Genomic DNA, 13,664 nt, shown 5'->3' on the forward strand with positions numbered 1-13,664 from the left:
GTTTTTGGAAGAATTAACACTACTGAGTACTATATGTAATAGAGCAGCGTGCGCTTAATAGGTAGAAGATCAGGTGGGTAAGGTATATTTGTCTGGTTATAAAGAGAGATTCTTATTAAATCGTCATTCTAATCAAGTCCAGATGTATATACGATATCTCTGTTAGAACGTATATGCAATGCTAATGGGGCTCTCTATTTTACCAAAACTTTCTATTTGCCAGTGCAATTGATACTATCCCCAATATTGAGACACCTTTGCCCTGAGAAAAGTTGCACTTTTTTGCAATTCCTCTATCCCGTTGACGCCATCTTCGATACTAATCCAACTGTCAAAACCGACTTCCTTCAGTTGGGAGAAGATCGCATCATAATCATTGAGTCCTTGGCCAATGACACCGTGGCTCAGTCGGCTTGCATATCCCAAGCTATTTTCTTCTTTTCGTAAATCTTCAATAGTGCCCTCAATTAAGTAACGGTCGCTGGCATGCATGGTGACTATCCGATGTTTCACTCGCTCAAGTAATTCTAATGGATCTTCTCCCGCCAGGATGGTATTGCTAGGGTCGTAGTTGACACCGAAATTTGGAGAATCAATGCGAGACACAAGCTCACAGAAAACATCGGCCATCTGGGCAAATTCTGGATACTCCCAATAGTTGTCTTTGTAATGATTTTCGATAATTAATGTGATTCCCAATTTTTCAGCCAAGGGAAGGCAAGCTTCGATTGAAGAAACCGCGTATTGAATGCCTGCTTCACGCGAGACTTCCGGACGTCTTTGACCTGAAAGTACCCGACAATATTTCCCTCCCAATGCTGCCGTCATTTCCATCCAGAATTTTTCAGCTTCGATTTGTTTGTTTCGAAATGATTCATCAGGGTGGGTAAAGTCGGGTGAACAACACATCATGGGGATTTCTAACCCCTGATCAGTTACCATTTTTTTCGCTTCCGACCAAAATTTCTGATCCTTCATTTCCAGGAAGCCGGCATAAAATTCCAGTCCATCAATATCAAGAGTAGTTGCCAAATCGATCCACTGCCGAAGCGTCATTTCTCCGGAAACACATAACTCATCCATAAAGGCTTTAGGAAACGCAGCTAATTTTGGCATGGAATGTTCCACCAAATTAAAGTTGAAGGAATAGAAAATAGATGGAGTTACTTTTCCTGAGATAAAGTAAGTCGTCTGAACTCTCTCATCGGTTTATGGGGTCAGTACTGCTTTCACAATTTCCCCGGAATGCATGATTTTAAAAGCAGTGTGCCATTCATTTAATGACCAAGTTCCACCAATGATCGGCTCTATGTTTAACTGGCCCGTTGTCAGCAGTCGAATAACACGCTCCCAAATGGGCCAATTGTGGCTGAAGCTGCCTTGCAACCTGATGTTTTTTTGTACCAAGGGATCTAAAGAAAACCCCAAGGGCTGAGGCCCCCAACCTACTTTGCTGATCCAGCCACCCGGTCGCACAATGTCCAAAGACTTTTTTAGTGTAATAGAGACACCGGCTGCATCGACTACGCCGTTCACGCCTAGACCATCTGTTTCCATAGCCCACTCATCGAGCCCGTCAATTATGGGTTGGCAACCGTAGAAGCGTTCGGCAATTTCCAAACGTCCTTTATCTCGTTCCAGACCAACAACAGCAACTTCAGCGCCCTGTAGTCGTGCCATGGCTGCACAAAGTAAACCTATCGGGCCAGGTCCAAACACGACGACACGGTCGCCCGGTTGAATCTCTCCATTCATTACCACAGCATTAAAGGCAACACAGCAGGGTTCAGTAAGTGCCGCTCTTTCTAATGGTAAGCGATCGGGGACGCGATGAAGACAGCGTGCTGGAACGCGTACGAATCGAGTCATTGCACCGTTGACGCCGTATCCAAAGCCTTTTCGTGTTGGGTCCAGATTGTAACGGCCTTCTCGAGACATCGGATTATCCAAGTCGATCACCGCTGCTGTTTCACTCACAACGCGATCTCCTTCTGACCAATTTTTAATCAGGCTTCCTGTTTTATAAACGGTTCCTGCAAATTCATGACCGAGTACAACTGGGTAATTCACAGGCCAACTATGGTCGGCCGTCCATTGATGGAGATCGCTGCCACAAACTCCAACGGCAGAAACTTCCAGCAGCACTTCGTCTGCTCCGAAATCAGGAATTGGAATATCTTGTAGCTCAACCGAATTTGCCTCAGGTGCATAATTCACAACAGCCGTTTGTGTCATTTCTGTCTGACTCATTATTGTCCTCCAATTGGAACATCGCCGTAAGCATGTACTTTTTCGCAGATTAATTTTAATGAGTCTTCCAGATTCCCAGAGGCGGTTTTGAACGAATCGGCATCAATGGTAAGTGGTGCTCCCAGTACGACAAGTGGGGCACCGTACTCTGGTGTCCTGATGGCTTGTTCCAATGAGAGCCCTCCTACTGCCTGAACGGGTATATTGATCGCTTCCACAACTTCTTTTAATTGGTCTAACGGGCTTGGCATTCGTTCTCCCCTGGCAGCAATCCCACGGCGTTCATCGTAGCCGACATGATGAACTACATAGTCACAGCCCAGGTCTTCCAGCTTCCTGGCTGCTGAGACCATGTCATCAGCGAGGTTGTCTCCCATGACTTTGACGCCATGATCTTTACCGGCCTTGACGACACAGTGGATGGTTTCTGCATGAGCACGCGACATCACAACAACATGGGTTGCACCTGCCTGTGCCATCATTTCTGCTTCAAGATAACCACCATCCATTGTTTTTAAGTCTGCAACTATGGGCGTTTCCGGAAATTGTGCTCTGAGTTCCCGAACACAATTTAAGCCTTCGGCAAGAATTAAGGGAGTTCCTGCTTCTAGCCAATCTACACCAGCTCGTATCGCCATCGCCGCTGTTTCCAGGGCTTCATGTATGTTGGTCAGATCTAATGAGATTTGTACGATTGGCTTCATGAAACCTATCTCACTTTCATTTTCAGTTGCGTTTGTAAGTTTTTGTATGTGTGTCTATTTGAGAATAACAAAGAACAGTTACAAATCATCCTAACGGAAGAATTCTGGAATTGCGACCACACGTGTATTGCTACTTCTCCTTTGGATCTTTGCCTGTATTAAAGCAAAGTGCAATCAATCAGCTTCAATTGATTGATTTGTAATTAGGGATTTTCAAGGTGATAGAAGGTCTTTTCTGATGGCCTCGTTGTGGATTAGGAAGACCAAGGAATGTGTACAAATGACTGGTTTTACTTCTAGCCAATTGGGTTGTAGGTTTCGTAGGCGTTACAGTTTAACAGGAATGTCCAGGGTAGGATGTATTTTGCGGGATTTGAGGTAAATTCTGGTCGCTTAGAATCCGATTCGATAAGTGATGTATTGTGTAGCGCGAGCGATACCATTAAATGAAGCTGGATGATTTTAGGACAGCCAGAAATGCCTTCAGAATTATTGGATGACTATCAAGTTCAAAGTGATTTGCACGAACATTCCTCTTCATTTGGATTTCGGGCATTGATTATTTTGATGCTTGCATTGGCTGGAGGAATTTGGTGCTCACAATGGGTGAAAGGTGTTCGAGTAGAGGCCTACATTGGCTCATTGCAGGCTCCGAAAACAATCATCATAGCTAAAAACGACGCAGTGATTCAAGAGATCTATGTTAAGGAAGGGCAGGTTGTCTCCAGTGGAGAGCGGATTCTGACTCTTTTCGATCATTCTTTAGATAGAAGCTGGAATCAAAAAAAGCAGGAATTAATTACACTTGAAGCCGAGCTTGAGCAATCAAAGGCGAAATCAGAAGTGGAATTAGCTTTGCGAAATAAGGATATTGAATCCGAAGTTTTTAACGCCAAGTTAAAGTCCTCACAATATCTTAAAGAGCAATACATCCACCAGATAACCAATTTGGCATGGCAGGATTTTTTACAAGATTATAATTCGATCTCCAGCAATGGTTCAAAGGAAGAAGTTTTTCGGTCATTAGTTTATGAAAGTCGATTACCTGATGAAAACCGAATCACGGCGATGTTACGTCAGGAATCTGCTCGTAACTCTGCGGAAGTGTTTGCTGCCCGAGTCAAACTCTGTGAAGAACAGATGGAAGAGCTGAAGGCGATTCAAAAAAAACTTCCCAAACAGATCCGGCTGGCAATGGGGGTTGAAGTAATCATGAATCGATTGGAGCGGGTCAAAAGTGATCTGAAAAACTTGGAATCCCAACGCGATGCATTACAACTGAATGCGGATCGTTTTGGTGTTGTTGGATTCTTCAAAAAAGAAGTCGGAGACTCCGTTCAGAAAGGCACTCCGATTGTAGAACTATTCGATAAGGAACGTCCATTTTTGCTTGTGGATGTTCCTTCCCGAAAGTTAAGCCTCTTTAAGCGGGGGACAGCAGTAAAGATCGTTTTTTCTGGGAACATTAAAGGAACAGGAACTGTTAGCAAAATTTCAGAGCAAGCAGTTTCCAAGCCGGGATTTCGTGAAAGTGTTGTTATGGTTTACATTGAGCCATCAGGACGCCTTTGGCCCGATTTGCCTATGGGTAGTACAGTCGATGTCTCTTTAGCAAAATAAAGAGGTCTATGGGCAGAAAACAGTATTAGACTTTAACGGCGCCGAAACTCTAACTCTAATTATCATTTGATCTTCGGTCATTAATGTTCTTTGTTACTGAATTTCGGCTTGAAATTATGGCAGATTAGATACAATATGTGACAAATCTGGTGACGAATTTCAGGATTGGTCTTCACCGGAAACCTGAATCACTCTCTCACAGCCTGATGGAACCAAATGAGGGCTTTCCTTAGTTTGAGAGATCATTCAGGCTTGTTCTTTAACAAATAGGGTCTCGCGGCTGCAGGAAGCTGGTTCGACGAGTTTCATTCTCAAGATTATGTGTGAGGAGTAGACCGTTGGGTATTTCAGCTACGATTTCTTTTTCGGCACAAGAAACAAACAGACTTTCAGTCGATGCCATTGAGGAGATGCGGCTGCGCACCTGGGCTAGAAAGAATTACATAGAGCAATCGCAGCGCGACGATCTCTGGCACCCTGTCATATTAGATGAAATGCTTCGCATAGATCAGGAATAACAAAGATCAAGATAACTTGCACGAGTTTCGTTAATACTCACTCAAGATTGATAGAATCTTTGTTTGACGCGCTCCTGCAGTGACGTGAACTCTATTTTGTCCATCAATATAGACATTCACTTCGCTTCGAACGCCAAATTCTGGAAGATAAATTCCTGGCTCAATTGAGAAACAGGTTTGAGGTAGGATGAGGCGCTCTTCGTGTGTTTCAAGGTTGTCCATGTTGGCGCCATTACCGTGCGTCTCCTGTCCGATGCTATGGCCAGTACGATGCACAAAATACTGGCCGTAACCTGCTTCTTGAATAACATCTCTACAAGCCTGATCGACTTCCCAACCTTGAAGTGGAGTACCTGATTGAAATGCCTTTTCAACTAAAGTGATTGCCGCGTCCCGGGCGTTGGCAACAACTTGAAAAATTTGAGAATATCTTTCGGGAACCTGTTGGCCGACAAAACCGACACGAGTCATATCGCTGTAAACGCCTCGCGGAACGTCCAGTTTGGCCCACAAGTCAATTAGTACAAAGTCGTCTTCTCGGATGTCAGTATTCGAACCGGTTCCCGTTTCGTAATGGGGGTCACCGCTGTGCGACTCACGTGCTACAATCGGAGGGTGATAGGTTGTTAATCCACTCTGCTTAAAATGTTCCATAATCGCATCTGAAACGGATTGCTCCTCAACGCTTCCTTGTTTTCGAATTTGAGTCGCGATGAATGACCAGGCGATTTCAAAAGCTTTGTCTGTTTCTACACCCGCTTTTTGATGTAATTCCCATTGCTCGGTATCCCACACTGCTTCGAAGAGTTGAACTAAATCTCCGGAAGGAACGATGGACTCAACTGATTCACGAACCAGTTCTACAGTTCCCGCATCAACACGAGAAATGTAAGGATTCGAATTCCGAGGTGAATATTCCATAGCGATTCGATTTGCATTACGCAAGATTGTTTCAATGCCCGCTTCCAATTCCTGCCATTTTAGATAGACAACTTTTTCCCCCGGGAGGTGGTCCAGTGCTTCTGATTCAATTCGGTGAACCAGTTTCGTAGGCAGGCCTGACTTAGGGACAAAGTAGAAAAAGCGTCGTGACCCCATCGCATCTTCAGGGATATCGAGGATTCTTCTCGCCAGAACATTACTCCCTCGAAAATCATAGAATAACCAACCATCAAGCGAGAATTGTTCTAATGCTGCTTGCACCTTTGTGAGCTCGAACATATCGAAAGCACCTGAATAAAAAGAGGGAACTGTGTTAGGAGAAATCGTCGTTAAACAAATCAATGTAAGAGGTTAGAATCGCAAATTCAAGACGAGGTGTGTAACTGATTCCTTCAAATTAAGGTGTTCTCTAGGAAAAACAGTTTGAATCAATCAGCTTTCAGTTGCGATTCCTTGTGAGTGTCTAGACAATGAATTCCTAGTTCACTGATTTTAAATCTTCAATGATCTAACAAATGAGAAAAATAGAGGAGAAACGACGATTTCCACTGTATCGACTGAAATTGCTTATCAAAAGTGCATTTCACCCTGTTGCCAGTCAACTTATTCACTAAATGAAGTTTTAACAAGCTGCCCTAAATGTGGCGAGCTCCTGGATATTTCTTATGACTGGGATCAGGTTCCAGTCCCTCAGTCATTACGAGATTTTGAAAAACGCTGGGGGAATCGTAATCGTCCTATCGACTTCAGTGGTGTGTGGCGGTTTCGTGAACTCTTGCCTTTCGCTGAAGATGATCAGATTATTACGATTGGTGAAGGGCAGACGATGCTAAAAGCTTCTCAGCCTGTCGCTCGATATGCAGGGCTGAATGATGATGGTCTTTTTCTACAATATGAGGGGCTGAACCCCTCTGGTAGCTTTAAAGATAATGGTATGACGGCTGCGTCGACGCATGCTGTGATGGTGGGGGCTAAGGTCGCCGCCTGTGCCTCTACTGGTAATACCAGCGCTTCCTTAGCAATTTATGCCAGTGTGGCCCAGAAATTCAAAGTGGTTGTTTTTGTGGGCAGTGGAAAGATTGCATTCGGGAAATTATCACAAGCACTCGACTATGGCGCAAAAACCGTTCAAATTCAGGGAGATTTTGATGATGCGTTGGCGCGTGTTCGAGAAGTATGTGCTTCAGAAGGAATTTACCTGTGTAATAGTGTGAACCCGTTTCGACTGGAAGGCCAGAAGTCTATTATGTTTCGCGTCCTTGAAAGTCTGAATTGGGAAGTGCCCGATTGGATTGTGGTTCCTGGTGGAAATTTGGGAAATTCCAGCGCGTTTGGCAAAGCATTTATGGAATTGAAAGCGCTGGGACTCATTGACCGAATTCCCCGTTTGGCAATCATCAACGCGCAGGGAGCAAACACGCTTTATCAACTTTACGAACAACAAGGGCTGCGTTGGAACGGGGGCCATTACGATAAATCTAATTCTTCAGAATTCTTTTCGCAGATGGATAAAGAAGATCGGCGGGCATCAACTCTAGCAAGCGCGATTGAAATAAACCGTCCGGTTAATTTTTCTAAGTCCTTACGAGCACTTGATGTATGTGACGGTGTTGTACGTGAAGTCAATGACCAGGAGATCCTTGATGCGAAGGCACAGATTGGGGCAGGCGGATTTGGATGTGAACCAGCGAGTGCAGCAAGTGTGGCTGGGGCGAAGCGGTTAAAAAGTGAAGGGATTATTGCCTCCGGTGATCGCGTCGTTTGTATTTTAACCGGTCATCAGTTAAAAGATCCTAATGCTACAGTAGCCTATCATTCTGCAACTAATGAACATATGGACGAAAAACTAACAAGACACGGCGTAAGCAAGGCCCTTTTTTCAAACGGACCTATTGTCGTTGAGAATGATTTAGATAAAATAAAAGGAGTGATTCATTCTTTTTAACTATGATTTCTAAAGTTGTATTTCTTGTTACAAATCACAAAACATTACGGTTTTTCAACCTCAAAATTAAAAATATTATGATTGCAGCGTCGGTTGGAATTGAGAAAAGGGGCAAGGAATGAGTACACCCTTTGAAGAATTGGAATATCTAGCTGATTTTCTTCCTGATGAAGGTGAGTCAGTAATAGTTTCACGCAGTCACGGCGAATTGACTTGTGAAAATTTCCAAAAAGAACGGTCACTTGATGAGATGGCGAGCCCGGAATTTTATGGGCACTTAGTTCATGCGAATGAGAGGCTGAATTCATTGATCGCGCGGCCAGTTTGGATTTCTACTCTTTCCTGGTTCTGGGCTTGTGTTTTAATGCACAACTACTTTGGGCTGGGTTGGGAAAGTTGGTATTTAGACTTGGGGTTAGCACTTGTTGCGATGGCAGCTAGCTTTGTGGCAATACGACTTCGTCAGGATTTCTATTTCAAGAAAGAAGTTCGTCCGACATTGAATCGGCAAATGTATGGCAGCAATTTGAGTAAGTATGCACTTGTAGGAGTGATTAGACAACGCCCTGAGTTGCGAACACTGCTTGATACACTTTCTCGCTCGTTGCATTAAGTCTTTAAAGTCTATATCAAGTCAGAGCTATCTCTCATAATTTAACAGGCCATGCACATAAATATCTGATTCCAGTAGTTGAATCTCTAACTCTATGATATTTTGAAATTGTGGAATTGTTTCTAATCCTTGTCCTGCAATAGGAGTAATTGCTGTTTTTCCTCCTACAATTTTTGGGGCGATGAAAGTGTGAACCTCATCGATAAGTTGTGAATCAAAACAAGATCCCAGTAAACTTCCTCCGCCTTCAATAAGGAGATTGGTCATTTCCTTGTGTCCTAGTTCCAGCAGACCTTTCTCGATGTCAGGATGGGCTGTGTTTGATCCTGGGGCACTTTGAATCTGCAAGACTTCGACACCCGCGTTTTCAAGACCTTTGATATTTTTGCTGGGAGCCGATTTGTGTGCGATGACAATGACAGGCGCATCATTGATGGACTGGACTAATTTGGATTCACTTGAAAGTCTTGCCTGCGAGTCGACAACAATTCGTGCGGGTGTTCTTGGTCCTGCAGGACGAGCGGTTAGAAGCGGGTTATCCTTTTCTGCAGTGAGCTGACCAACCATAATCGCATCCATGCGACCACGAAGCTGATGTACCAGCTCACGCGAACGTTCGTTGGAAATCCATTGTGAATCACCTGTTTTTGTAGCAATCTTTCCATCAAGTGTCATTGCCCACTTAGCATGGATCCAGGGCAACCCTTTAGTGACTCGCTTTACAAAAGGACGAACCAATTTTTGTGCATCAGATTCCAGTAGTCCAACTTCAACTTCAATTCCAGCCTGTTCCAACTCAGCAATTCCACCTCCATCAACGTGCGGTGCAGGATCACGCATTGCGATGACTGCTTTCTTGATATCAGCTTGAATGATTGCTTGGGAACAGGGGCCGGTTTTGCCTTGGTGACAGCATGGTTCCAGAGTAACATAAATGGTCGCCCCGTTCGCTTTTTCTCCGGCGCCGTTCAAAGCATGAATTTCGGCATGAGGTCCGCCGTATTTTTGGTGATAACCTTCACCAATGAGGTTCAGGTTGTCGTCAACAATCACTGAACCTACAGCTGGATTAGGTTCAACAAATCCTTGCCCTCGACTGGCTAATTCGAGGGCTCGTTGCATCACAGCTTCTGGATTGAAAAACTGCTTGGTCGTATCCACTGACTGAAGTACTTTCCTGAACGGGCATGCCCGAGAGTGGTAGTTCTTAATTAAAAACAGCGAGTTCAACGCGAGGAAAATGTATTATTACAATTATTCACCTGGAAGCCAGAGTTTCTGTCCTGAGCTGGAACTGTCGTCGTGTGTTGTATCCCCAGGAGACCAAATGCCTTCCCCGGAAGAATTGCCTAGCTCTCCTAAAGTTGATTCGGTCATCCAGGATGCATCAAGATCAAATGCCTGCGCGAAAGCTTTGAGATAGTCTTTGATTTGTGGGGTTTTTTTACCATACTGATCCCAAATCTGTTTCATAAATCCTGAAAGTCCGGGATCGGATGTATCTTCCAATCGAAATGAGAGTTCTCGCATTTTCCATTGCAGCTCACTTTCAAAAGCGTTGGTCGGTTGTGTTTGAGCATTTTCCTGGCCTTTGTGAATCCAGGAGAGTGTTTCATCTCGATGGTTACGTTTATGGCAAATTTCAGTCAATGTCGAATATACCCGGTCTAGATCGACTTCTTTTTTACATTCTTCACGTCCTAAGATTTCAAGTAAAACATCATAAAGAAAACGTGGATGTCTTATGAGTAATGCGCGGTTGAATATATACATCAATTGCGCATCGCTTAGCTCTTTCGCTGGAATTCTGTTTTGAGTCATTGATGAACAGGTGTTGAAGCGGGAGGATTCATCAACATTAAGATTAGGAAGCTCTGAAATGCCGAGTTTGGGATCGAGCTCGGCAAACTGCAGGAAATGACCTAATGAAAGTGATTGTGCATCGAGTACATAAGCCGCCGCAGTTAAAGCGACTTTCAGATCATCTTCACTCGCAGCTTCCCAAGGAGTTTTTCCGTTTAGACCTGCTAACTTTGTATTAGACCAGACTTCAGAGAGAAGTTTTTTCCATTGTTGTGCTTCAAGTTCTCTACGTTTGATAATAGGCACTTTCTGTGGAAAACTCCACCGAAAAAAGAGAGGCCATTGTTCTGAAGGGATGGGAGAGAGCGGGTTACTCGACGCTTCGTGATCTTGATCTAATAATTTTAGACCACAGTCTTTTTTGCCTTGTTCATCTAAGGCTTCATCAAGAATTTTTTCTGCTAAAGAGATTTGCTCCCCTTCGTAAGCATACAGTCGAACGATCGCAGGTTGATCCATCTGTCGGTCAGCATCAAAGACATCAATGTCGCCAATCACGGTAGGTACGTTATCGATGTGAATCTCTTCTCCCTTTGATTCAGCATTGACGGGAGAGCTTACCATTTGAAGGTATGCGGTAGGTACATTTTCAGCCGAATCCTGGTCTTGTTCAGAGGGAACATTGCCTCGCAGTATCTGATTGTGTTTTTCTAATAATGTGAGGAACTTGGAAAGCGAATCAACTTCGTAAACCTTTTCTATGGAATCAATGACTTCATCAGTGTTGTTTAAATCAAGCAATTGTGCCAGAGTTTCAAGTTCTACAGCTTCAGCGAAGTCGTTCTCTAGTTTTGCAGCTTCATGAAATAGTTCAGCTGATTGTGTTTCATCGGTTGCCCAGGCGTAACAAAATGCGGCATTTTTCCATAAAGTGACCTGTCCGGTTGCTTCTGCTAGTTGTTTAAACAAGCCAGCGGCTAATCGGTAACAGCCCAAGTTCGCAAGTCTTTGTGCGCGTTCAAATGTTTCTTGATGTTCAGAATCTTCAATAGGGCATCGTTCCAGGACATGTACTCCACGGAATTGATAAGGAATTTGATCGTCACCATCAAATTCTAACAGATTCATAAACAGGTTCTGTTGATATTCCTGTGAAGCAACGCGCATTGCCAACGCGAAATGTTCACGTGCTGCTAAATAAAAACCGCGCATTTGTAGCGCGATCGCGATACTGATCGCCAAAGGTGTTGCCAAACTAACATCGACGACGGCACACTTTTGTAATGCAGTGTAAATGGTTTTTTGTGCTTGCTTGTAGCCTTGAGCAAGAAAAGTTGAGGTGGCCAATAAGGAATGGGCGGCGGGATGATCCGGGTCACGTTCCAAACATTCTTCCAGAGGCTTGCAGGCATCTTCAAACCGTCTTTCAGCCATTAAAATTTGGGCTTCTGTTATGAAACTCAAAGGTTGTTCAGGGTGATTCTTCTTGAGTCGATCCAGCAACTGCAGTGCAGTTGCTGTCTGGTGCGTTTCATGCAGGTGTGAAATTTTACTGATTTCATCGCCAATTGAATGACAACAGAATTTGTATTTCTTTCCGCTATTGCAGGGGCAAGGATCGTAAGAATCGATACTCATAACCTCGGCCTTCTTTGTTTTCAGGAGGTTGTATTGTGGAATTGTATCTCTAAGTGAAAACAGACTTCTCTTGTAGAATCGAAGTAGCGTTACGCTTTTTTGAATTACAATAGAATTCAAAAAAACATCATATCATAAAAGAAACGTAGATTGCACGCGCTTAACGATTCCATCTGAGAGAAATTACAGACTCCCTTACCAAGATTAACATTTTGTTCAATCAGGCAGGTTTATTCTACAAATCAATGGGAGTGCGACGATGGTCAGATTAGCTGTCCAAGGCTTGCTTCATGTCGGCAACTAGGTCTTCACTGTTTTCGATTCCGACTGAGACTCGAACTGTTTTTTCAGTAATTCCCGCGGCGCGCCTTGCTTCCAGAGTCATTGAGGCATGGCTCATGCTTTCCGGGTATTCAATCAATGACTCCACTCCCCCCAGTGATTCTGCCAAGAGAAACAGTTTTGTATTCAACATGACTTTTTCAGCAGCAGATCGGCCCTCTTTCACATCAAAACTCAGCATTCCTCCGAAGCCATCTTGTTGAGTTTTTGCTAATTCATGATCTCGGTGTGACTCCAGGCCTGGATAGTAAACATGTTCTACTTTGGGATGTGTTTCCAGCATTCGAGCTAAAGCCATTGCGCCATGCTGATGCGCTTCCATACGAGGCCCCAGAGTTTTGATGCCACGTAAGACCAGCCAAGCATCGAAGGGAGAGCATCCCAGTCCGAGTGAATTCGAATGATAAGCGACTCGTTCGGCGAGTTCTTCAGTACGTGATATGACACAACCACCGACGACGTCTGAGTGCCCATTCAAGTATTTTGTAGTCGAATGTATAACAATATCGACACCGTATTCAATTGGTCGTTGAAGATAAGGAGAACAAAATGTATTGTCAGCGATGGTGATAATATCGGTATCTGCATCAGAGGCAACTTTGACTACGGCTTGAATATCTACAAGATTCATTAAAGGGTTACTGGGAGTTTCGATCCAGATCGCTTTGGTTTCTGGTGTCAATGCTGATTTGACATTCTCAATATCTCCCATCTTTACAAATGAGAATTTGATTCCCCATTTTGTAAAAACATCTGCAAACAAACGATACGTTCCACCATAAATGTCATCTCCTGCGATGATATGGTCACCAGGTTTAAATAAATGCATAACCAGAGTGATCGCAGACATTCCAGTTGAAGTAGCACGGCAAGACACGCCACATTCTAATGCAGCAATGTTTTCCTCCATGGCACTTCGAGTTGGATTTCCACTACGTGTGTAATCGAAGCCCTTGTGGTTTTCCAAGCTATCCCAGTAAAAGGTTGATGTTGTATAAATGGGAGTTGTACAGCTGTTAAATGTACCGTCTTTGTCGACTCCAGTATGAACACACTTCGTTTCAAAACGCATGGCAATACAATCCAAATGTTAGTTGGTTACTCGAGAAATCCCCGTTCTAGTTTGGAGACTCACACACTTCTTCAGGAGACACGAGACAGAACTTGGGGTTCTACATTATTTTATGTAGTGAAGAATACAGTCGCCGGACACTGGTCGCTACTGTTCTGAGTTCAGATTTTACACTAAAGGTGATTCTGCATCTCATTCATGTCGATACAGTTTTCTG

11 protein-coding genes are annotated in these 13,664 nt (G+C 43.9%); 4 read left to right on the forward strand and 7 right to left on the reverse strand.

Annotation, left to right across the window (positions count from 1 at the left end):
* Nucleotides 1–234: 234 nt before the first annotated feature.
* From V202x_RS00445 to V202x_RS00455, 3 genes are all read right to left on the reverse strand, one after another.
* Nucleotides 235–1,116, reverse strand: a complete 882-nt coding sequence (locus tag V202x_RS00445; protein WP_145170182.1) for a sugar phosphate isomerase/epimerase family protein — start codon at nt 1,114–1,116, stop codon at nt 235–237.
* A 93-nt stretch (nt 1,117–1,209) separates the two neighbouring features.
* A complete protein-coding gene (locus V202x_RS00450; protein WP_145180270.1) occupies nt 1,210–2,235 on the reverse strand; it encodes a zinc-binding dehydrogenase in 1,026 nt (341 codons plus the stop codon).
* 14 nt (nt 2,236–2,249) lie between these two features.
* The gene (locus tag V202x_RS00455) at nt 2,250–2,954 is read right to left on the reverse strand and encodes an orotidine 5'-phosphate decarboxylase / HUMPS family protein (RefSeq protein ID WP_145170184.1); all 705 of its coding nucleotides are present in this window, start codon (nt 2,952–2,954) and stop codon (nt 2,250–2,252) included.
* Nucleotides 2,955–3,431: 477 nt separating this feature from the next.
* On the opposite strand from V202x_RS00455, the gene V202x_RS00460 reads away from it, so the two are divergent.
* Both V202x_RS00460 and V202x_RS00465 read left to right on the forward strand, forming a co-directional pair.
* Entirely contained in the window at nt 3,432–4,574 is a 1,143-nt protein-coding gene (locus tag V202x_RS00460; protein ID WP_197993147.1) for an HlyD family secretion protein, read from the forward strand.
* 338 nt (nt 4,575–4,912) lie between these two features.
* Nucleotides 4,913–5,092, forward strand: a complete 180-nt coding sequence (locus tag V202x_RS00465) for a hypothetical protein (RefSeq protein WP_145170188.1) — start codon at nt 4,913–4,915, stop codon at nt 5,090–5,092.
* A 30-nt stretch (nt 5,093–5,122) separates the two neighbouring features.
* On the opposite strand, the gene V202x_RS00470 is transcribed toward V202x_RS00465, so the two are convergent.
* Entirely contained in the window at nt 5,123–6,313 is a 1,191-nt protein-coding gene (locus V202x_RS00470) for a M24 family metallopeptidase (RefSeq protein WP_145170190.1), read from the reverse strand.
* A 262-nt stretch (nt 6,314–6,575) separates the two neighbouring features.
* Here V202x_RS00470 and thrC point away from each other — a divergent pair, with 262 nt between their 5' ends.
* Together thrC and V202x_RS00480 are read left to right on the forward strand one after the other, a co-directional pair.
* Nucleotides 6,576–7,979, forward strand: coding sequence for a threonine synthase (gene thrC / locus V202x_RS00475; protein ID WP_145170192.1), 1,404 nt, complete (start codon nt 6,576–6,578; stop codon nt 7,977–7,979).
* 118 nt (nt 7,980–8,097) lie between these two features.
* Entirely contained in the window at nt 8,098–8,592 is a 495-nt protein-coding gene (locus tag V202x_RS00480; RefSeq protein ID WP_145170194.1) for a hypothetical protein, read from the forward strand.
* A 27-nt stretch (nt 8,593–8,619) separates the two neighbouring features.
* Here V202x_RS00480 and ribD read toward each other — a convergent pair whose 3' ends face one another.
* The 3 genes from ribD to V202x_RS00495 all read right to left on the reverse strand — a co-directional run bounded on the left by ribD (nt 8,620) and on the right by V202x_RS00495 (nt 13,447).
* A complete protein-coding gene (gene ribD, locus V202x_RS00485) occupies nt 8,620–9,753 on the reverse strand; it encodes a bifunctional diaminohydroxyphosphoribosylaminopyrimidine deaminase/5-amino-6-(5-phosphoribosylamino)uracil reductase RibD (RefSeq protein ID WP_145170196.1) in 1,134 nt (377 codons plus the stop codon).
* A gap of 93 nt (nt 9,754–9,846) precedes the next feature.
* Nucleotides 9,847–12,033 (reverse strand): SEC-C domain-containing protein, encoded by a 2,187-nt coding sequence (locus V202x_RS00490; protein WP_145170198.1) that lies wholly within the window; start codon nt 12,031–12,033, stop codon nt 9,847–9,849.
* Between the two features lie 268 nt (nt 12,034–12,301).
* Nucleotides 12,302–13,447, reverse strand: coding sequence for a trans-sulfuration enzyme family protein (locus V202x_RS00495; protein ID WP_145170200.1), 1,146 nt, complete (start codon nt 13,445–13,447; stop codon nt 12,302–12,304).
* Between the last annotated feature and the right edge of the window lie 217 nt (nt 13,448–13,664).

The sequence above is a fragment of the Gimesia aquarii genome (assembly GCF_007748175.1).
Lineage (GTDB): Bacteria > Planctomycetota > Planctomycetia > Planctomycetales > Planctomycetaceae > Gimesia > Gimesia aquarii_A.